A 20,296-nucleotide genomic window follows, 5' to 3' on the forward strand; every position below is an offset into this window, starting at 1 on the left:
CTGCTCGTAGCCGCCGCCGACGGTGCCGTCCTGGCCGGCCACGTTCTTCTCGTACGGCTGAGCGGCGCGGACTAGCCGTGCCAGCTGTGCGGGGCGCGGAAGCCGGGCTCGCGCTCCAGGCGGCGCCAGCCGGCCTTCGGGCGGGCGCGGTGTGCCGGGGCCGACGGGGCGGCCGCCGCACGGGCCAGGAGGACGGCCGTGATGGCGGCCACCTCCTCGGGCTCGGCGTGGCCCTTCTCGACGCGGATCTCAGCGTTGTCCATGGGTGTCAGTCTCCGTGGATGAGGTTTCCGCGGGGGTACCGCGGAGGTTCCGCAGGGTTACTGCGGGGGGTTGCCGTGCTTGCGGGAAGGCAGGTCGGCGTGCTTGGTGTGCAGCATCGCCAGGGACCGGACGAGCACCTCGCGGGTCTCGGCCGGGTCGATGACGTCGTCGACGAGGCCGCGCTCGGCCGCGTAGTACGGGTGCATCAGCTCGGCCTTGTACTCCTTGACCATCTTCTGCCGCATGGCCTCGGGGTCCTCGGCGCCCGCGATCTGACGGCGGAAGATCACGTTGGCCGCGCCCTCCGCGCCCATCACGGCGATCTCGTTCGTCGGCCAGGCGTAGGTGAGGTCGGCCCCGATGGACTGGCTGTCCATGACGATATAGGCACCTCCGTACGCCTTGCGCAGGATCAGCGAGATCCTCGGCACGGTCGCGTTGCAGTAGGCGTACAGCAGCTTCGCGCCGTGCCGGATGATCCCGCCGTGCTCCTGGTCGACACCGGGGAGGAACCCCGGGACGTCCAGGAAGGTGACGATCGGGATATTGAAAGCGTCACACATTTGGACAAAACGCGCAGCTTTTTCACTCGCCTCGATGTCCAGGACACCTGCGAGCACCTGCGGCTGGTTGGCGATGATGCCGACCACCTGGCCGTCCAGGCGGGCCAGGGCGCAGATGATGTTGCGGGCCCAGCGCTCGTGGACCTCGAGGTAGTCGCCGTCGTCGACGATCTCCTCGATGACCTTGACCATGTCGTAGGGCCGGTTGCCGTCCGCCGGGACCAGGTCCAGCAGGACGTCCGAGCGGCGCTCCACCGGGTCCGTGGAGTCCACCCGGGGCGGGTTCTCGCGGTTGTTCTGCGGGAGCAGGGAGAGGAGGTAGCGCACCTCGGCGATGCAGGTCTCCTCGTCGTCGTACGCGAAGTGGCACACGCCGGAGGTCTCGGCGTGCACGTCCGCCCCGCCGAGCCCGTTCTGGCTGATCTCCTCACCGGTGACCGCCTTCACGACGTCCGGGCCGGTGATGAACATCTGCGAGGTCTCACGGACCATGAACACGAAGTCCGTCAGCGCCGGCGAGTAGGCCGCACCGCCCGCGCACGGACCGAGCATCACGCTGATCTGCGGGATGACCCCGGAGGCCTTCGTGTTGCGCTGGAAGATCCCGCCGTACCCGGCGAGGGCCGAGACGCCCTCCTGGATCCGCGCCCCCGCGCCGTCGTTCAACGACACCAGCGGCGCCCCGGCCGCGATGGCCATGTCCATGATCTTGTGGATCTTCGTGGCGTGGGCCTCACCCAGCGCACCACCGAAGATCCGGAAGTCATGGGCGTACACGAAGACCGTACGCCCCTCCACCGTCCCCCACCCGGTGACCACGCCGTCGGTGTACGGCTTCTTCGCCTCCAGCCCGAACCCGCTCGCCCGGTGCCGGCGCAGCTGCTCGACCTCCTGGAAGGAACCCGGGTCCAGCAGCAGCTCGATCCGCTCCCGGGCCGTCAGCTTGCCCTTCGCGTGCTGCGCCTGGGTCGCCTTCTCACCCGGACCCGCGAGCGCCCGCGCGCGGATCTCGTGCAGTTCCGCGACCCGCCCGCGCGCGTCCGTCGGCTCGGCGCTGGGCGCGTCCGTCGGCTCACCCGTCGTCTCTTCCAAAACGGTCATGTAGCGACCTTACGAAGGACACCAAGGAAAGCGAGCCGTCGACTCCGTACAGTCTCCGGCCCGTTTTACTGGTGCCACCGAACAGAACCACCCCGGGATGCAGCCGTTCCGACTGCTCAGAGGGCGTGACCGTTGTAGGTTCGACACAAAGTCGCCCGCGGAGAACCGCCTCACATTCGCGGGTGGCGCATGCCATCCCCAGAGTGACACGCACCCTCGAACGGCGGCCTGCCCAGGGTCGGCGACAGGGTGACGGAGGGTGGCCACGACAACACACCCGCCAATGATGTTGAAACTTGAACGGAATAGGTCTACGGTCATCCGTGTTGACCTCGTTGAACATTCAACATCAAGGCTTCCGTCCCCAAAGGAGCACGTCATGGGCATCTTCAGCCGCAAGGAAACCGCCGAGACCACCACTCCGGCCGCCGTGAACCCCGACCTCGCCGCGCTGACCGGCGAGTACACGATCGACCCGTCGCACACCACGATCGGCTTCGTGGCCCGCCACGCCATGGTCACCAACGTCAAGGGCAAGTTCCTCGACTTCAGCGGCACGCTGCACCTGGACGGATCCGACCCGTCGAAGTCCACCGCCTCCCTCGACGTCACGATGGAGAGCATCGACACGGGCAACGCCGACCGCGACGGTCACCTGAAGTCGGCGGACTTCTTCAAGACGGACGAGTTCCCGACGATGACGTTCCGCTCCACCAAGGCGGAGGCCCTCGGCGGCGACGACTACCGCGTCACCGGCGACCTCTCGATCCTGGGTGTCACCAAGCCCCTCACCATCGACCTCGAGTTCAACGGCGCCGCGAAGGACCCCTTCGGCAACGAGCGCGTCGGTTTCGAGGGCAAGGCCGAGATCCTGCGCTCCGAGTGGGGCCTGACCTGGAACGCCGCGCTGGAGACCGGTGGCGTCCTCGTCTCCGACAAGATCAAGCTCAACTTCGACATCTCGGCGATCAGGAAGGCGTGAGCCCCCGCCCGCCCGAGGTGGCGGTCGGTCCTGCCGAGTGCGCCGAAGGCCGCCCTGGCCCGAGGGTCACCGTCCGACGCGACGGTGGGCTCCCGGGGCAGGGCGGCCTGCTTGTGCCGGACGGACCGCCACCCGCACGCCGCTTCGGGACCTGCGGGGTCCACCGGCCCGAGCGTCAGAACCCGCCGCCGAAGTCCCCTCCCCCGCCGCCGAAGTCCCCTCCCCCGCCGCCGTCCCCGAAGCCCCCGCCGTCCCCGAAGCCGCCCTGGAAGTCGCCGGGGTCGAAGTCCGCCCCCGACACGTCCCCGCCCTCGTGGCCGCCCCCGAAGTCACCGCCCCCGAAGTCCCCGTACCCGGCGCCGTAGTCGGCCGCGTACGCCGGGCCCGCCATGATGCCGCCCAGCGCCGTGCCGATCAGCAGGCCGGGCAGGATGCCGCCGCCGAAGTAGCCGCCCGCCCAGGGGCCGTAGGCGGGGCCCGCGTCCCAGTAGGGGCGGCGGCCCTGCTCGGTGTCGACCTCGCGGACGACCGGGTCGCGGCCGTCGGCGAGGCGGGTCGCGTCGGCCGCGCAGACCGGGACCTCGCGGGCGGCACCGCCGGGCGGGGTCCAGGCGGCGTCGGCGACCGAGGGACCGTGGCGCGGGTCGAAGAAGCAGGGTGGGCGGCGTTCCGGCAGGGGCCGGCCCTCGCGTCGGGCGGCGAGCTGGGCGAGGGAGAAGCGGCCGTCCTCCAGCGCCTGGGTGACGGTGCGCACGTCCTCGGGTCTGCGGGCCTCGGCCATGTACTGCTTGGCGTTCTCGTAGGCGTCCAGGGCCCGCTCGTAGTCCGCGCGCATGGCGTCGTCGGCGCCCGGCTCCGCCGGGTGGAAGTCGAGGCCGTCCAGTTCCTCGCCGAAGGCGGTGATGTCCTCGTCCACGACGACCCGCAGCCGGTCCAGGGCGGCCCGCTGTTCCTCGGCGTGGCGGCGGCGGTTGCGGCGGACGACCGCGTACGCGCCCGCGCCGCCGGCCACCAGGACGGCCGCCGTGGTGAGCAGGGCGGTGGTGGACAGTCCGGTGCCGCCGGAGGAGGTGCCCCAGGAGGCGGGGGCCTTGCCGCCCATGGTGGCCAGGGCGCGGTCGGTGAAGTCGGTCAGCTGGGTGGCGGCGCCCTCGCCCTGGACGCTGGTGACCAGGTTCCGTACGGCCGTCCGGGGCAGGACCGAGGAGTCGGCGCGGGCGTCGAAGCGGTCGCCGAGGCGGATGGCGTACAGGCCGGTGACGCCGGTCGCGGTGCGCAGATCGGTGAAGAGGCCGCGGGTGGGGTAGTCGGCCGGGAGCACCACGACGAAGAGCGGTTTGCCCGCCTGCTCGATCCGTCTGGCGAGCGCGCCGGAGTCCGCCGCCGACAACTGCGCGGAGGCCGCCGGGTCGACGTAGACGGGGCCGTTGCGAAGGGCCCCGGCGATCGTCGAGACGCCGGTGGCGGCCGTGGCCCGCGGCGCGAGCGCGGTCATGACCGCGAGTGCCAGGGCCAGCAGCAGCCCCGGGAGGCTTCGGGTCCGTCCACCCTTCATGGTTCGAAACTACCCGAAGCCCCCGGAACCGGCCGGACTCACCGACTCACCCCGCCCGGTAGGCCTCCTGCAGTGCGCGTCTCATGGCTTACATCGCGCCCTGAGTTGACAAGCGCCCGCTCGCGCCGTCAAGTACACGTCAGAATCGGTACGGACCCGTCCGGCGACCGTCCGCCGACTCCGGCCGAAAGTGAGCGCAGCCGGGCTGCGTTCGGGCCCGGCCCGGCACAAGGTAGGGGTATGACCACACCGCAGGATCTGATCCTTGTCAGCCTCGACGTGCCCGGCGACCACCCCGTCGAGCGGGGCGACCTGTCGCTGGCGCTCGCGGGCGCCGAGCTGGTCGACCTCCTCGGCGCGCGGGCGCTCACCCTGGACGGCGAGCGCATCGTGCCCGGTCCCGCACTGGCCACGGGGGACCGGATGCTGGACGAGGCGCAGGCGGCGCTCGTGCGGACGGAGCCGTACGAGTCGGTCGAGGACTGGCTGTGGCGGCGGGGGCAGGGGCTGGCCACGGCCTATCGCGACGTCCTGGACGCCGAGGGGCAGCTGTCCGGGAAACGGCGCCTCTGGCCGCACCGGGCCGACAAGGCGGCGGCCGACACCCCGGCCCGGCGGCACGCCGCCGACCGCTGGTGGTCCCGTGAGCCGGTGCTCACCGGGCTCGCCGCCGCCCTCGGCATCCAGGGCAAGCGCCGGCCGGCGGAGGAGGAGCCCGGCGACGAGGCGGTCGTCACCGTCCTGGCGGCCGTCGACGACGCGGTGACGGAGCTGACGGCCGTGCGCGAGCGGCGGCGCATCGAGAACGCGGCCTTCGACAACATCTGGCGCGGACCTGCCTGACCACCTGCCTGACCACCTGCCTGACTACCTGACGGGCTCGCCGACGCCCAGCAGGTCGCCCTCGCCGTCCCGGAACCAGGCACCGCGTTCGCCCCGCGCTCCCCTGCTCGGGTGGTTCCCTGATCTCGGCGATCCCGTCCCGGGTACGGAAGCCGGGCGTGTCGACCTCCTCGCCATCCGGGTGAAGGTGCCGGGCGGGGCGCCCGTGGAGCGGAACAGCACGACGTCCGCGCCCGCGCACCGCCCGGTGCGGCAGCCCGCCGGGCCGTTCGTCGACGGGGCGCGGGCCCAGCCGCTCGGCGTACAAGCGCCGGACCCGGCCCAGGTCCCGGGCCGGCGGCCTGGCCGCCACGCGGGCCCGGGTCGGAGGCCTGCCGTCGCCTCCGGTCATGCCTCCACTGTGCTCACTCCGCGGGCGCCACGCCCGCCCGGAGCAGGCCGTAGGTGTAAGCGTCCTCGAGGGCCTGCCAGGACGCCGCGATGACGTTGTCGGCCACCCCGACCGTGGACCACTCGCCGGAGCCGTCGGAGGTGGAGATCAGGACGCGGGTGGTGGACGAGGTGCCGTGCTTGCCCTCGAGGATGCGGACCTTGTAGTCGACGAGCTCGAGCTTGGCCAGCTGGGGGTAGATCTTCTCCAGGGCGACGCGCAGGGCCCGGTCGAGGGCGTTGACGGGGCCGTTGCCCTCGGCGGTGGCGACGATGCGCTCGCTCTTGGCCCAGAGCTTGACGGTGGCCTCGTTGGCGTGGGTGCCGTCGGGGCGGTCCTCGACGATGGCGCGCCAGGACTCCACGTCGAAGTACTTCAGCGGCCGGCCCTCGACCTCGGCGCGCAGCAGCAGCTCGAAGCTGGCGTCGGCGGCCTCGTACGTGTAGCCCTTGAGCTCCCGCTCCTTGACCCGCTCGACCACCCGGCCGACCACCTCGCGGTCGCCGCCGAGGTCGATGCCGAGTTCCTTGCCCTTGAGCTCGACCGAGGCGCGGCCCGCCATGTCGGAGACCAGCATGCGCATGGTGTTGCCGACCAGCTCGGGGTCGATGTGCTGGTAGAGGTCGGGGTCGACCTTGATGGCGGAGGCGTGCAGGCCGGCCTTGTGGGCGAAGGCGGAGACGCCGACGTAGGGCTGGTGGGTGGAGGGGGTGAGGTTGACGACCTCGGCGATGGCGTGCGAGATGCGGGTCATCTCGCTCAGCAGACCGTCCGGGAGGACCTTCTTGCCGTACTTCAGTTCCAGGGCGGCGACGACCGGGAAGAGGTTGGCGTTGCCGACGCGCTCGCCGTAGCCGTTCGCCGTGCACTGGACGTGGGTGGCGCCCGCGTCGACGGCGGCGAGGGTGTTGGCGACCGCGCAGCCGGTGTCGTCCTGGGCGTGGATGCCGAGCCGGGCGCCGGTGTCGGCGAGGACCGTGGAGACGACCGCGTGGATCTGGGCGGGGAGCATGCCGCCGTTGGTGTCGCACAGGACGACCACGTCCGCGCCCGCCTCACAGGCCGCCCGGACCACCGACTTGGCGTACTCGGGGTTGGCCCGGTAGCCGTCGAAGAAGTGCTCGCAGTCGACGAAGACCCGGCGGCCCTGCTCGCGCAGGAAGGACACCGTGTCGCGGACCATCTCCAGGTTCTCGTCCAGCGTGGTGCGCAGCGCCAGCTCCACGTGCCGGTCGTGCGACTTGGCGACCAGGGTGACCACCGGGGCGCCGGAGTCGAGCAGGGCCTTGACCTGGGGGTCGTCCGCGGCCTTGGCGCCCGCGCGGCGGGTGGCGCCGAAGGCGACCAGCTGGGCGTGCCGGAAGTCGATCTCCTGCTGGGCGCGGGCGAAGAACTCGGTGTCCCGCGGGTTGGCGCCCGGCCAGCCGCCCTCGATGAAGCCCACGCCGAACTCGTCCAGGTGCCGGGCGATGGCCAGCTTGTCGGCGACGGTGAGGTTGATGCCCTCGCGCTGGGCGCCGTCGCGCAGGGTGGTGTCGAAGACGTGGAACGTATCGTCCAGCCGGCTGGTATCGGTCATGGTCTCAGGACTCCTGTTTTCCATCTCGGTCTTACGGTCGATGACCGGCTCCACCGTCCCCTCATGGTCCCTCGCGCTCCGCCTCCGGCTGAAGGTGGGCCGGAAAACGAAAAAACCCCTCGCGGGTGCGAGAGGTCTGCGCGCGGGTCGAGGACGACGATGGCCACCCGTACCTGGTCGTACGTGGTGGTCACTGCGGACCGGCGCGCCTGCTGCCCATAATCATGGCGAACGAGAGCACCGGGGCAGTGTGGCACAGCCCGGCCCCCGGCTCGCGGACCGTCTCAGGATGCGGTCGTCACGCCTCCCGCCTCGCGGGCCGTCACCCGGGCCAGATCCAGGTCCTTGGTCTCCCGCATGGTGACGTAGACCACGAGGGAGACGGCGGCGCAGCCCGCCACGTACCAGTAGAAGCCGGACTCCACGCCGGCCTTCTTGAACCACAGGGCGACGTACTCCGCCGTGCCGCCGAACAGCGCGTTGGCGAGGGCGTACGGCAGGGCCACGCCGAGCGCCCGCACGCCCGTCGGGAACAGCTCCGCCTTCACGCAGGCGTTGATCGAGGTGTAGCCCGTGACCACGACGAGCGCGAGGAGGGCGAGGCCGAGGGCGGGCCAGTAGCCGTCCGCGTGCCTCAGCAGCGTCATGACCGGCACGGTGAGGAAGGTGGAGCCGACCGCGAAGGTGATCAGCAGCGGACGGCGGCCGACGCGGTCGGAGAGGGCGCCCGCGAGGGGCTGGAGACAGGCGAAGACGATCAGCGCGGTGAAGGAGACGAGGGTCGCGGTCTCCTTGGACAGGCCCGCGGAGTTCGACAGGTACTTGGTGAGGTACGTGGTGTACGTGTAGTAGGCGACGGTGCCGCCCATGGTCAGCGCGATCACCAGGAACGCCTCCCGCCTGTGCCGCCACAGCGCGCGTAGGGTGCCCCGCTCCTCGGTGCCCGAGGTGTCCTCCTCGTAGACCTCCGTCTCCAGCATGCTGCGGCGCAGGTAGAAGACGACCGCCGCGCCGAGGGCGCCGACGACGAAGGGGATGCGCCAGCCGTAGCTGTGCAGGGCGTCGTCGGACATCGTGCGCTGGAGGATGATCAGCAGGCCGAGGCCGACGATCTGGCCGGCGGTCATGGACACGTACTGGAAGCTGGAGGCGAAGCCGCGTCTGCGCGGGTCGGAGGCCTCGGTGAGGTAGGTGGCGCTGGCCGCGTACTCGCCGCCCACCGACAGGCCCTGCAGCAGGCGGGCGACGAGCAGGACGAAGGCGCCGCCGTATCCGGCGACGGCGTAGGTCGGGGCGGCGGCGATCAGGATCGCGGACGCCGACATGAGCGTGACGGTGAGGGTGAGGGCCGCCTTGCGGCCTCTGCGGTCGCCGACCCTGCCCAGCAGCCAGCCGCCGACGGGGCGCATGAAGAACCCGACGGCGAAGATGCCGGCCGTGTTCATCAGCTGGGCGGTGGGGTTGCCGCTCGGGAAGAACGCCCCGGCGAAGTAGGTGGCGAAGCTGGCGTACACGAACCAGTCGAACCACTCGACCATGTTGCCCGCCGAGCCGACCCAGATCCTCTTCCAGTGTTGTCGTCCCATGGGCCGTTACTGCCCGGTGGCCGGGGCGGGGATTCCTGCGCCGCACCGGGCGTCAGGAGCCGTCCGGATCCAGCTGTTCGCCCAGGAACTCCCGCACATGGCCGAGCACTTGCCGCCGGTCGGTGCCGCGCAGCCCGACCGCCACCTGGGGGGGGGGAGGAGCCGTCCGGGAGGGCGCGCAGCCGGGCGGCGAAGCGGTCGGCGCCGACGGGACGGAGCTCGCCGCGGGCGGCACCCTCCGTGAGCTGGGCGACGACGTCGCGGTGCCGGGCGCCCTCGATGGCCGCCCGGCGGTCGCGGGCAGTCGTCGGCGGCGTTCTGCGAGCGGTTCCAGACCTCCGGCCACAGCGTCCGCTGCGGGTCGCGGTGGCCGTCGGGGACGTACCGGCCGGCGTAGGCGTCCAGGCGTTCACGGGCGGTTTTTGGCCGGGTGAGGAGCCGGACGCGCCAGGGCCGCTCCGGACGAGGAGTCCGGGGCGGCCCTGGGCGAAGGCGCGGGTGACGGCTAACCGAGCTGGTGCATCCAGCCGTGCTTGTCCTCGGTGATGCCGCGCTGGACGTCCAGCAGGGCCTGGCGGAGCTTCAGGGTGACCCCGCCGGGCTCGCCGCCGGACTGCTTCCACTCGGCGCCGGTGCTGCGCTTGACCGTGCCGACGGGGGTGATGACGGCGGCGGTGCCGCAGGCGAACACCTCGGTGAGGGTGCCGTTCTCCGCGTCGCGCTGCCACTGCTCGATGGAGACGCGGCCCTCCTCGGCCTCGTAACCCAGGTCGCGGGCGACGGTCAGGAGGGAGTCACGGGTGACGCCTTCGAGGATGGAGCCGGTCAGTGTCGGGGTGACGATCACCGGCTTCTCATGGGACGCAGCCCCGTACACGAAGTACAGGTTCATGCCGCCGAGCTCCTCGACCCACTGGTGCCGCACGGCGTCGAGGTAGCACACCTGGTCGCAGCCGTGGACGGCCGCCTCGGCCTGGGCGAGCAGGGAGGCGGCGTAGTTGCCGCCCGTCTTGGCGTCGCCCATGCCGCCGGGGACGGCGCGGACGCGGTCCTCGGAGACCCAGATGGAGACGGGCTTGACGCCACCGGGGAAGTAGGCGCCGGCCGGGGAGGCGATCACGAGGAACAGGTACTCGTTGGCGGGCTTCACACCCAGGCCGACCTCGGTCGCGATCATGAAGGGACGCAGGTAGAGGGACTCCTCGCCACCGTGGGCGGGAACCCAGTCCCTGTCCTGCCGGACCAGCGCGTCACAGGCCTCGATGAAGGTCTCGACGGGCAGCTCGGGCATGGCCAGGCGCTTGGCGGAGCGCTGGAAGCGCCTGGCGTTCTGGTCCGGGCGGAAGGTGGCGACCGAGCCGTCGGGGCGGCGGTAGGCCTTGAGCCCCTCGAAGATCTCCTGGGCGTAGTGCAGCACGTTGGTGGCCGGGTCGAGCGGAATCGGCGCGTACGGAACGAGCTGGCCGTCGTGCCAGCCCCGGCCCTCGGTCCACTTGATCGTCACCATGTGGTCGGTGAAGTGGCGGCCGAATCCGGGGTTCGTCAGGATCGCCTCGCGCTCGGCGGCGGGAAGCGGATGGGCGGACGGCTTGAGCTCGATCGTGGGCGTCGTCATGGGTGCTTGTCCTTCACCGGTTGTAGTGACGGGCCGCGCTCACGCCCGTACGGCCTTCCGGCCAGTGCTAGGACGTCCGAGCATTCCTTCCTGCCGCGGCTCCGCGTTCGATTATCCCGTGAGGGGCTGCGGTGGAAGGAATCGGGGTGAATGCGGCCCCGGGTTGATGGTGGCACCCGGCGGGGACATGGGGGAAGCCGCCGGGCGCGGATGCGACCCGGCGGCTTCGAAAGGCAGTCGGCGGGTCAGCCGGCTACTCGTCCGGCGAGCGCGTCGCCGATCTCGGAGGTGGAGCGGGCGGGCAGCTCGGCGCGCTCGCCGAGGTCGGCGGAGACCGCCTCCTCGATCCGGGTCGCCTCGGCCTCGTAGCCGAGGTGGCGCAGCAGCAGGGCGACGGACAGGACCGTGGCGGTGGGGTCGGCCTTGCCCTGGCCGGCGATGTCCGGGGCCGAGCCGTGGACGGGCTCGAACATGGACGGGAACGCGCGGCCGGGGTTGATGTTGCCGGAGGCGGCCACGCCGATGCCGCCGGAGACGGCCGCGGCGAGGTCGGTGATGATGTCGCCGAAGAGGTTGTCGGTGACGATGACGTCGAAGCGCTCGGGCTGGGTGACCAGGTAGATGGTGGCCGCGTCGACGTGGATGTACTCGGTGGTGACCTCGGGGTACTCCTCGGCCACCGCGTTGAAGATGTTCGTCCACAGGTGACCCGCGAAGGTCAGCACGTTGTTCTTGTGGACCAGCGTGAGCTTCTTGCGCGGGCGGGCCTGGGCACGGGCGAAGGCGTCGCGGACCACGCGCTCGACACCGAAGGCCGTGTTCACGGAGACCTCGGTGGCGACCTCGTGCGGGGTGCCCTTGCGGATGGTTCCGCCGTTGCCGGTGTACGGGCCCTCGGTGCCCTCGCGGACCACGACGAAGTCGATCTGCGGCTCGCCGGCGAGCGGCGTGGCGACACCCGGCAGCAGCTTCGAGGGACGCAGGTTGACGTGGTGGTCGAAGGCGAAGCGGAGCTTGAGCAGGAAGCCCCGCTCGAGGACGCCGGACGGCACGGACGGGTCGCCGATCGCGCCGAGCAGGATGGCGTCGTGCCGCTTGAGGGCCTCGAGGTCGGCGTCGGTGAGGGTCTCACCGGTGGCGTGGTAGCGCTTGGCGCCGAAGTCGTACTCCTTGGTCTCCAGCTTCACGTCCTCGGGAAGGACGGCGGAGAGGACCTTGAGGCCTTCGGCCACGACTTCCTGACCGATGCCGTCACCGGGGATCACTGCGAGATCGATGCTGCGAGACATGCCCGGAAGCCTACTCCTCGTCCCATGGGATGACATGCCTTGTCCGTCATACGGACAAGAGGAGGCACCCGGGCGAGGGGCCGGCGTCATCCCGTTGGCCGCCGTTCACCTGTACGTGGGCCAGGTGTGGGGATGTGCTGGGACATTCTGGCCATGGAGACCCCTGACTTCGGCATTCCGCGGCGGCTCGCGGAGCGGATGAGCATGGCCGAGCAGTACGAGTACCTGCGCACCCGGCTCACCCGGCGCCGCACGCTGGTGACGGCCGGCGCGGTGGCCGGCGGGCTGCTGACCGGCTGCGGGGGTACGCGGACGCCGTCCGGCGCGCCGGCCCCCGCCACCTCCGCCGTGTCCGGTTCGGCCGTCACCCCGTTCGGCCGCCATCTGGCCTTCGGCGCCGATCCGAAGACCCGGATGCGGATCTCCTGGCAGGTGCCGTTCCCGGTGCGCAAGCCGTACGTGCGCGTCGGTCTGCGGCCGGACGACCTGGGCCGGCGGATCGGGGCCGAGGTGCGTGCCCTGCACACGCCCGGGGTGCGGGGGGTACGGCCGGCGGTCGAGCAGTACTACGTGCACGCGGCCCTGGACGGCCTGCAACCCGGCACCACGTACTACTACGGCGTCGGCCACGACGGCTGGGACCCCGCCTCCCCCGCCCACCGCTCCACGATCGCCTCGTTCCGGACCGCGCCCGCGACCCCGGAGAGCTTCGTGTTCACCGCCTTCGGCGACCAGGGCGTCGGCACCGGCGCGAGCGGCAACGACCGGCTGCTGCTGCGTCTGAAGCCGGCCTTCCATCTGCACGCCGGCGACATCTGCTACGCGGACGTCAACGGGACCGGTTCGAAGGCGGACGGCTACGACGCCACGTTCTGGGACCTGTTCCTGAAGCAGACCGAGCCGGTGGCGAAGTCGGTGCCGTGGATGGTGACCACCGGTAACCACGACATGGAGGCCTGGTACTCACCGGACGGCTACGGCGGCCAGCTGGCCCGCTTCTCCCTCCCGGACAACGGCTTCGACCCGCGCACGGCGCCGGGGGTCTACGCGTTCCGATACGGCAACGTCGGCTTCGTGGCCCTGGACGCCAACGACGTGTCGTACGAGATCCCCGCCAACTTCGGCTACACCGGCGGCCGGCAGACCCGCTGGCTGGACCGCAGGCTGAGGGAGCTGCGGGCGGCGAAGGACGTCGACTTCGTGGTGGTCTTCTTCCACCACTGCGCCTACTCGACCTCGCAGCACGCCTCCGACGGCGGCATCCGCAAGGAGTGGCTGCCGCTGTTCGCCGAGCACGGGGTCGATCTGGTGATCAACGGCCACAACCACGTGTACGAGCGGACGGACGCCATCAGGAACGGGCGGGTCGGCAGGACGGTGCCGATCGGCGGGTCCACGGACCCCGCGCGGGACGGGATCGTGTACGTCACCGCGGGCGGCGGCGGCCGGAACCTGTATTCCTTCCCGTCGGGCGTGAAGGACAGCTACGAGGGCCATGTCACCCGGCACGACGCGGTGCGCACCTTCCACTGGACCGACGGGAAGAACGCGCAGGCGGAGACGGCGGAGTGGTCACGGGTGCGCTACACCGGCTTCAGCCTGCTGTCGGTGGAGGCCCGGGCCGGCGCGTCGCCGAGGCTGAAGGTGTCGGCGCTGGCGTCGGACGGCAGGCGGGTGGACCACTTCGAGGTGCGGCGCGGCGGGTGAGGCCGCGCCGCACGCCGAACGGGTGCGGCTCCCGGTTCGTGGGCCGTTGCGGCCTGCTCAGTGGCCGGTCTCGCCGCCGTTGTCGCGGCGGTCGAGGGCGCGCTGGAGGGCGGCGGCGGCGTTCTTGCGGTCGGACTCGCTCGTGCGGGACGCGTGGCGGACTCTGCGGCGGACGGTCGTCTCGGCCATGGGTATCGACTCCTTCGGCGCACAAAGGTGCGGAGGGACAAGGGAGTTACGAGACGCCGGGGCGGGGAGCGGTGCCGCAGGGATTGCCTGCACGGGGCCCGGCTCACGACCGCCATTCGCTGGATCGAGCGAGACGTTCGGCTCCTACAAAAGTAAGGGAGTGCCGCGGTTCTGTCCCCACAATTAGTCGGACTTCCTACTATCTGAGACGGCGAATGGGGTCCCACCGCCGTGACCTGCGGTTTCCTGGTACCGGCACGGGCATGGAAACGGGCCGGGAAGCCCGCTCGCGGCAGGCTTCCCGGCCCGTGCCGGTGAGGGCGGTCAGCCCATGTGCGGGTAGGTGTAGTCGGTCGGCGGGACCAGCGTCTCCTTGATGGCGCGGGTCAGGGTCCAGCGCATCAGGTTCTGCGGGGCGCCGGCCTTGTCGTTGGTGCCGGAGGCGCGGCCGCCGCCGAAGGGCTGCTGGCCGACGACGGCGCCGGTCGACTTGTCGTTGATGTAGAAGTTGCCGGCCGCGTAGCGCAGCTTCTCCATCGTGTGCGCGGCCGCCGCCCGGTCGTTCGCGATGACCGAGCCGGTCAGGGCGTAGTCGGACACCGACTCCATCTGCGCCAGCATCTCGTCGTACTTCTCGTCCTCATAGACGTGCACGGCGAGGAACGGGCCGAAGTACTCGGTGGTGAAGACCTCGTTCTCCGGGTCGGTGCACTCGACGACCGTCGGGCGGACGAAGTAGCCCACCGAGTCGTCGTAGCTGCCGCCCGCGACGATCGTGCAGCTCGGGTCGGCCTTCGCGCGGTCGATCGCCGCCTTGTTCCTGGCGAAGGACCGCTCGTCGATGACCGCGCCGATGAAGTTGGCGAAGTCGGTGACGTCGCCCATGGTGATGCCGTCGACCTCGGCCGCGAACTCCTCCTTGAAACCGGAGTTCCAGAGGGAGGCCGGGATGTACGCCCGCGAGGTCGCCGAGCACTTCTGGCCCTGGTACTCGAAGGCACCGCGGGTCAGGGCGGTCTTGAGGACGGCGCGGTCGGCGCTCGGGTGGGCGACGACGAAGTCCTTGCCGCCGGTCTCACCGACCAGGCGCGGGTAGGAACGGTACTTCTCGATGTTGTTGCCGACCGTCTTCCACAGGTACTGGAAGGTCTTCGTCGAACCGGTGAAGTGGATGCCTGCCAGGTCCCGGTGGACCAGGGCGACCTCGGAGACCGCGATGCCGTCGCCGGTGACGAGGTTGATGACGCCCTTGGGCAGGCCGGCCTCCTCCAGCAGCCGCATGAGCAGCACGGCGGCGTGGGTCTGGGTCGGGGACGGCTTCCACACCACGACGTTGCCCATCAGCGCGGGCGCGGTGGGCAGGTTGCCCGCGATGGCGCTGAAGTTGAACGGCGTGATCGCGTAGACGAAGCCCTCGAGCGGGCGGTGGTCCATGCGGTTCCAGACGCCCGGGGAGTTGGCCGGGGGCTGCTCGGCCAGGATCTGGCGGGCGTAGTGGACGTTGAAGCGCCAGAAGTCGACCAGCTCGCACGGGGTGTCGATCTCGGCCTGCTGGGCGGTCTTCGACTGGCCGAGCATGGTGGAGGCCGCGATGGTCTCGCGCCAGGGGCCGGCCAGCAGCTCGGCGGCGCGCAGGATGATCGCCGCGCGGTCGTCGAAGGACATGGCGCGCCAGGCGGGCGCGGCGGCCAGGGCCGCGTCGATGGCGTCCTCGGCGTCCTGCCGGGTGGCGTTGCGGTAGGTGCCGAGCACGGCCTGGTGGTGGTGCGGCTGGACGACCTGGAAGGCCTCGCCGCCGCCCATCCGCTTCTCACCGCCGATGGTGCAGGGCAGGTCGAGCGGGTTCTCGGCCAGCTCCTTCAGCCTGGCCTCCAGCCGGGCACGCTCGGGCGAGCCGGGGGCGTAGCCGTGCACCGGCTCGTTGACGGGGGTGGGGACCTGGGTCACAGCGTCCATGGAATCCGTAACTCCTTACTGAGCGGTGTTGCGAGCGGGGGTGGGGCTCAGCCCTTGGTGATCATGCTCCGCACGAAGAAGCGCAGGTTCGCCGGCTTCTCCGCCAGACGGCGCATGAAGTAGCCGTACCAGTCCGTGCCGTAGGCGGTGTAGACGCGCATGCGGTGTCCCTCGGCGGCCAGCCGCAGGTGCTCGTCGCCGCGGATCCCGTAGAGCATCTGGAACTCGTACTCGTCCGGCTTGCGTCCGGCGCGGTGGGCGAGTTCCTGGGCGATGGCGATCAGGCGCGGGTCGTGCGAGCCGACCATCGGGTAGCCCTCGCCGTCCATCAGGATCCGCAGGATCCGGACGTACGCCTTGTCGATCTCGTGCTTCTGCTGGTGGGCGACCTCGGCGGGCTCCTTGTAGGCGCCCTTGACCAGGCGGACGCGGCTGCCGCTCGCGGCGAGGCGGCGGGCGTCGGCCTCGGTGCGGAAGAGGTAGGCCTGGATGACGCAGCCGGTCTGCGGGAAGTCCTTCCGCAGCTCCTCGTGGACGGCGAACATCGAGTCGAGGGTGGTGTGGTCCTCGGCGTCCAGGGTGACGGTCGTGCCGATGGCGGCGGCGGCCTCGACGACCGGGCGGACGTTGGCCAGGGCCAGCTCGTGGCCGCCGGGGAGGGCCTGGCCGAACATCGACAGCTTGACGGACATCTCGACCCTCTCGCCGAGCTCCAGCTCCTCGAGCCGGTCGACGAGCCGCAGGTAGGCGTCACGGGCGGCGGCGGCCTGCTCGGGGGTGGTGATGTCCTCGCCGACCACGTCCATGGTCAGCTCCAGGCCCCTGGCCGTGAGGTCCTCGATGATCGGGACGACGTCGTCCACCGTCTCGCCGGGGATGAACCGGTCGACGACCTGCTTCGTCACCGGGGCCGCCGAGATCAGGCGTCGCATCCGGTCGCTGCGCGACGCGGCGAGAATCACGGGACCCAGCACGGGGCACCTCCACAACAAGGACGAAGCGGGCCGTCACCCGACCTTTCGGGTACGGCACGGAGAACCACCGTGAAACCTAAGGATTCCTCCGATGGTCGGCCATCGACAGCTGTCACGCATCCGTGCCCTGCATCTCAGACAGATGTATGAAGGCGGCGCGGACATGCGGCAGAATGCCCGGGTGATGTCCGATGCCGGTCCCTTCAAGAGCGCGGGCGACTACCAGGAGCTGGTGGACGAGATCTCCGAACTGCTGGGCGCGCCGGCGACGCTGGAGAACCGCGACTTCGAACTGATCGCCTTCGGGGCGTACGACAGCGAGGGCGAGCTGGACGCCTCGGCGCTGGACCCGGTGCGCACCCGCTCGATCCTGACCCGGCGCTCCACGGCCGCGGTCCGCACGTGGTTCGAGGGTTTCGGCATCACGCGGGCGACCGGTCCGGTCCGCATCCCGCCGACGCCGGAGGCGGGGGTCTACCGGGGGCGCGTCTGTCTCCCGGTACGCCATCGGGGTGTCGTCCTCGGGTACGTCTGGCTGCTGGACGACGACCCCGGCCCCAGCGAGCGGCAGCTGACCGCGGCGATGGCAGTCGCGGCCCGGATCGGCGCGCTGCTGGCGGACGAGGCGCAGCACGGCGCCGACCTCACCCGGGAACTGCGGGCGGTGCTCACCGCCGAACGGGGCTGGCCCCGGGACATGGCGGTCGCCGAGCTGCGCACGGCCCTCGGCGCCCGGGCGGACGGTCCGCACACGATGGTGTGCGTGGCGCCCTGGCCGTCCGCCGACCCGGACGACGCGCCCTCGGTCCGTACGCTGCCGGGCGCGACGGCGCTGTGCACGGTGCCGTGGGGGCTCGCCGCGCAGTCGCTGGCCGTGCTGGTGCGGCTGCGGTCGGCGCAGGCCGTGACCCCTGCGGTGTCGGCGGCGGCGCGGCTGCTGGAGCGGGCGGGCGGCGAGGGCGGGGCGGCCGCCGGGGTCGCCGCCGCCCGGCTGGGACTCGCCGAGCTGGGGACCGCCTGGCAGGAGGCGTCCGCGGCGGCCCGCGCGGCGCTGGCCGAGCCCCGGTTCGGGCCGGTCGCCGAGTGGGCGCAGATCGGCCCGTACCGTCTGCTGACCTCGCTGCCGACGGAGGCCGCCCCGGACCCCGTCGTGGCCCCGCTCCTGACCCCGGCCCACCAGGAGCTGGCGCGCAGCGCCGAGGTCTACCTCGACTGCGCCGGACAGGCCGGCCGCACCGCCGGCGAGCTGGGCATCCACCGCCAGACCCTGTACTACCGGCTGTCCCGGGTCGAGCAGCTGACGGGGCTGGACCTCGACGACGGCGAGGACCGGCTGCTGCTGCACATGGCGCTGAAGGGGGCGCGGCTGCAGGGGCCGGCGGCCGTCAGGTCCGGGAGGCGGCCTCGACGACCTGGCGCAGGCCCTCGGTGAGGGCGTCCGCGTCGGGGGCGGTCTTCGGGTCGAAGGTCCACTGCGCGATGAGGCCCGTCATCAGCGTGAGGTAGAACCGGCCGAGGGTGTCCGCGGCCTGGTCGGACACCTCCTCCTCCGGTACGCCCATGAGCAGCGCGACGAGGCCCCGGCCGCCCTCCCGCTGGGCGCGGGCCAGGTGGTCACGCACCCCGGGCAGGTCGATGGTCATGACCTCCATGCTGAGCCGCCACACGGAGCCGGGCTCCCGCATGCTGTCGACGATGGTCTTCCACACCGCGCGGAACCGCTCCAGCGAGCCGGGGGCCCCGTCGACCCCGTCGACCCCGGCCGCGCCGAAGCCGTCGGACATGCCTTCCACCAGCGCCACGTAGGCCTGCGCGAGCAGCGCGTCCTTCGAGCCGTAGTGATAGCCGATCGAGGCCAGGTTGGTCCCCGACTCCCTGACGATGTCGCGCGCCGTGGTGCGCGCGAAGCCCTTTTCCAGCAGGCAGCGCTTGGCGCCTTCGAGCAGATCCTCACGGTGTCCCATGCCGTCCACCCTACCGCCGATCCATACGGACGTCCTATACGAACGAATTATACGTGCGTACTAGACAAGCGTTTAATACGTGCGTACATTGGCTGTCATGACGAACCCGAAGAGCACCTCCGCGACCACGCCCCCGACCGCCCGCGCCGGACACCGCGAATGGACCGCCCTCGGCGTGCTGATGCTCCCGCTGCTGCTGGTCTCGATGGACGTCTCGGTCCTGTACTTCGCCATCCCGGCGATCAGCGCGGATCTGAAACCCAGCGGCACGCAGCAGCTGTGGATCTTCGACATCTACGCCTTCGTCCTGGCCGGACTGCTGATGACGATGGGCTCCCTGGGCGACCGCATCGGCCGGCGCAGGCTGCTGCTGATCGGCGCGGCCGCCTTCGGGACCGCCTCCCTGGTGGCGGCTTACGCGGACAGCGCCGAAACCCTGATCGCGGCCCGCGCGGTCCTCGGCATCGGCGGGGCCACCCTCATGCCGTCCACCATGGCGCTGCTGCGCACGATGTTCACCGACCCCGGGCAGCGGGCCAAGGCGATCGGCATCTGGTCCGGCGTCATGACCGGCGGCGTCGCGCTCGGCTCGGTGCTGAGCGGCGTCCTGGTCCAGTACTTCTGGTGGGGCTCGGTCTTCCTGGTCAACCTGCCCGCGATGGCGCTGCTGCTGGTCCTCGGCCCGTTCCTGCTCCCCGAGTCGAAGGACCCCGCGCCCGGCCGCTTCGACCTGCTCGGCGTGCCGCTGTCGATGGCGGCGGTGCTCCCCGTGATCTACGGCCTGAAGGAGATCCCCTCCGAGGGCTGGCACCCGCAGTACGTCGTCTCGATCACCGTCGGTCTGCTCTTCGCGGTCCTGTTCGTCCTGCGCCAGCGCACTGCGGCCTCCCCGATGATCTCCCCCGCCCTGTTCCGCGGCCGCGGCTTCGCCCCCGCCGTCGTCCTGAACCTCGTCTCCGCCTTCGGCATGATGGGTTCGGCCTTCTTCACCACCCAGTACCTGCAGTCGGTGCTCGGCAAGAGCGCCATGGAGGCGGCCCTGTGGGCGCTGCTTCCCTCCGTGCCGATCGGCATGGCCGCCCCGCTGGCGACCTCCCTGGTCCAGAAGGGCGTCGACCGCGCCCACGTCGTCACCGCCGGCTTCGCGATCGCCGCGGCGGGCTACGGAATGCTGGCCCTGGCCGGCCCGGACTCGCTCTGGCTGGTCCTGGCCGCGTGCGGTGTCCTCGCCTCCGGGATCGTCATGGTGATGTCGCAGATGACCGACCTGGCCATCGGCGCGGCCCCGGTGGAGCGGGCGGGCTCGGCCTCCTCACTGCTGGAGACCGGCCAGGAGTTCGGCGGCGCGCTGGGCATGGCGGTGCTCGGCTCCGTCGGTACGGCGATCTACCGCCACGACATCCCCGCCTCGGCCCCGGCCGAGGCCCACGAGACGCTGGGCGGCGCGCTGGCCGTCGCCGGGCAGCTGCCGGGGCGTGCGGGCGATGCCCTGGCGACGGCGGCCCGGGAGGCCTTCACCAGCGGGATGCAGGGCGCGGCGCTCGCCGGGGCGGCCGTCCTCGCCCTGGCGGCCGTCGGCGCGGCCGGGACGCTGCGGCGGATCCACGTGCGGGAGGTCGTGCGGGCCGAGGAGCCGGAGAAGGTGGCCGCCTGAGGAGGCGGCGGACACACGAGAGCGCCGGGCGGGCTGGTGATCCAG

At 71.5% G+C, this 20,296-nt stretch carries 16 protein-coding genes and 2 pseudogenes; 5 read left to right on the forward strand and 13 right to left on the reverse strand.

Features of this window, described 5'->3' with window-relative positions; translation table 11 throughout:
• Positions 1-71: 71 nt before the first annotated feature.
• Together ABZX30_RS34280 and ABZX30_RS34285 are read right to left on the reverse strand one after the other, a co-directional pair.
• The gene (locus ABZX30_RS34280; protein WP_355941144.1) at positions 72-263 is read right to left on the reverse strand and encodes an acyl-CoA carboxylase subunit epsilon; all 192 of its coding nucleotides are present in this window, start codon (positions 261-263) and stop codon (positions 72-74) included.
• Positions 264-320: 57 nt separating this feature from the next.
• Positions 321-1,928: an acyl-CoA carboxylase subunit beta gene (locus ABZX30_RS34285; protein ID WP_355941145.1), complete on the reverse strand. Its 1,608-nt coding sequence runs from the start codon at positions 1,926-1,928 to the stop codon at positions 321-323.
• Between the two features lie 379 nt (positions 1,929-2,307).
• Here ABZX30_RS34285 and ABZX30_RS34290 point away from each other — a divergent pair, with 379 nt between their 5' ends.
• Positions 2,308-2,910 carry a YceI family protein gene (locus tag ABZX30_RS34290; protein ID WP_355941148.1) on the forward strand — a complete coding sequence of 201 codons (603 nt, stop codon included), beginning with the start codon at positions 2,308-2,310 and terminating at the stop codon, positions 2,908-2,910.
• 175 nt (positions 2,911-3,085) lie between these two features.
• On the opposite strand, the gene ABZX30_RS34295 is transcribed toward ABZX30_RS34290, so the two are convergent.
• The gene (locus ABZX30_RS34295; protein WP_355941151.1) at positions 3,086-4,465 is read right to left on the reverse strand and encodes a hypothetical protein; all 1,380 of its coding nucleotides are present in this window, start codon (positions 4,463-4,465) and stop codon (positions 3,086-3,088) included.
• Positions 4,466-4,705: 240 nt separating this feature from the next.
• Between ABZX30_RS34295 and ABZX30_RS34300 the strand changes: the two genes are divergently transcribed.
• Complete coding sequence (locus ABZX30_RS34300; RefSeq protein WP_355941153.1) at positions 4,706-5,308, forward strand: GPP34 family phosphoprotein; 603 nt, start codon at positions 4,706-4,708, stop codon at positions 5,306-5,308.
• Positions 5,309-5,332: 24 nt separating this feature from the next.
• On the opposite strand, the pseudogene ABZX30_RS34305 reads toward ABZX30_RS34300, so the two are convergent.
• The 6 genes and pseudogenes from ABZX30_RS34305 to ABZX30_RS34330 all read right to left on the reverse strand — a co-directional run bounded on the left by ABZX30_RS34305 (position 5,333) and on the right by ABZX30_RS34330 (position 11,807).
• Positions 5,333-5,699: pseudogene (locus tag ABZX30_RS34305) on the reverse strand (VOC family protein).
• A 13-nt stretch (positions 5,700-5,712) separates the two neighbouring features.
• On the reverse strand, positions 5,713-7,317 hold the full coding sequence (gene cimA / locus ABZX30_RS34310; RefSeq protein ID WP_355941156.1) for a citramalate synthase: 1,605 nt from the start codon (positions 7,315-7,317) through the stop codon (positions 5,713-5,715).
• Between the two features lie 284 nt (positions 7,318-7,601).
• Entirely contained in the window at positions 7,602-8,903 is a 1,302-nt protein-coding gene (locus ABZX30_RS34315; protein WP_355941159.1) for an MFS transporter, read from the reverse strand.
• Between the two features lie 52 nt (positions 8,904-8,955).
• Positions 8,956-9,350: pseudogene (locus ABZX30_RS34320) on the reverse strand (TetR family transcriptional regulator C-terminal domain-containing protein); the annotation flags it as partial.
• 58 nt (positions 9,351-9,408) lie between these two features.
• Positions 9,409-10,518 carry a branched-chain amino acid aminotransferase gene (locus ABZX30_RS34325; protein ID WP_355941162.1) on the reverse strand — a complete coding sequence of 370 codons (1,110 nt, stop codon included), beginning with the start codon at positions 10,516-10,518 and terminating at the stop codon, positions 9,409-9,411.
• Between the two features lie 245 nt (positions 10,519-10,763).
• Positions 10,764-11,807: a 3-isopropylmalate dehydrogenase gene (locus ABZX30_RS34330; protein ID WP_355941165.1), complete on the reverse strand. Its 1,044-nt coding sequence runs from the start codon at positions 11,805-11,807 to the stop codon at positions 10,764-10,766.
• Positions 11,808-11,960: 153 nt separating this feature from the next.
• Between ABZX30_RS34330 and ABZX30_RS34335 the strand changes: the two genes are divergently transcribed.
• Positions 11,961-13,514: a metallophosphoesterase family protein gene (locus ABZX30_RS34335; RefSeq protein ID WP_355941168.1), complete on the forward strand. Its 1,554-nt coding sequence runs from the start codon at positions 11,961-11,963 to the stop codon at positions 13,512-13,514.
• Positions 13,515-13,571: 57 nt separating this feature from the next.
• Here ABZX30_RS34335 and ABZX30_RS34340 read toward each other — a convergent pair whose 3' ends face one another.
• From ABZX30_RS34340 to ABZX30_RS34350, 3 genes are all read right to left on the reverse strand, one after another.
• Complete coding sequence (locus ABZX30_RS34340; protein ID WP_018569343.1) at positions 13,572-13,703, reverse strand: hypothetical protein; 132 nt, start codon at positions 13,701-13,703, stop codon at positions 13,572-13,574.
• Positions 13,704-14,027: 324 nt separating this feature from the next.
• Positions 14,028-15,659 carry an L-glutamate gamma-semialdehyde dehydrogenase gene (gene pruA, locus ABZX30_RS34345; RefSeq protein WP_355941171.1) on the reverse strand — a complete coding sequence of 544 codons (1,632 nt, stop codon included), beginning with the start codon at positions 15,657-15,659 and terminating at the stop codon, positions 14,028-14,030.
• A gap of 47 nt (positions 15,660-15,706) precedes the next feature.
• Positions 15,707-16,633 (reverse strand): proline dehydrogenase family protein, encoded by a 927-nt coding sequence (locus ABZX30_RS34350; RefSeq protein ID WP_355941174.1) that lies wholly within the window; start codon positions 16,631-16,633, stop codon positions 15,707-15,709.
• 163 nt (positions 16,634-16,796) lie between these two features.
• On the opposite strand from ABZX30_RS34350, the gene ABZX30_RS34355 reads away from it, so the two are divergent.
• Entirely contained in the window at positions 16,797-18,065 is a 1,269-nt protein-coding gene (locus ABZX30_RS34355) for a helix-turn-helix domain-containing protein (protein ID WP_355941177.1), read from the forward strand.
• On the opposite strand, the gene ABZX30_RS34360 is transcribed toward ABZX30_RS34355, so the two are convergent.
• Positions 18,019-18,597, reverse strand: coding sequence for a TetR/AcrR family transcriptional regulator (locus ABZX30_RS34360; RefSeq protein WP_355941180.1), 579 nt, complete (start codon positions 18,595-18,597; stop codon positions 18,019-18,021). The genes ABZX30_RS34355 and ABZX30_RS34360 overlap by 47 nt on opposite strands.
• A gap of 97 nt (positions 18,598-18,694) precedes the next feature.
• On the opposite strand from ABZX30_RS34360, the gene ABZX30_RS34365 reads away from it, so the two are divergent.
• Entirely contained in the window at positions 18,695-20,251 is a 1,557-nt protein-coding gene (locus tag ABZX30_RS34365) for an MFS transporter (RefSeq protein WP_355941183.1), read from the forward strand.
• The last annotated feature ends 45 nt before the right edge of the window (positions 20,252-20,296 follow it).

It is taken from the genome of Streptomyces sp. NPDC004542, from assembly GCF_040610035.1.
Classification (GTDB): Bacteria; Actinomycetota; Actinomycetes; order Streptomycetales; family Streptomycetaceae; genus Streptomyces.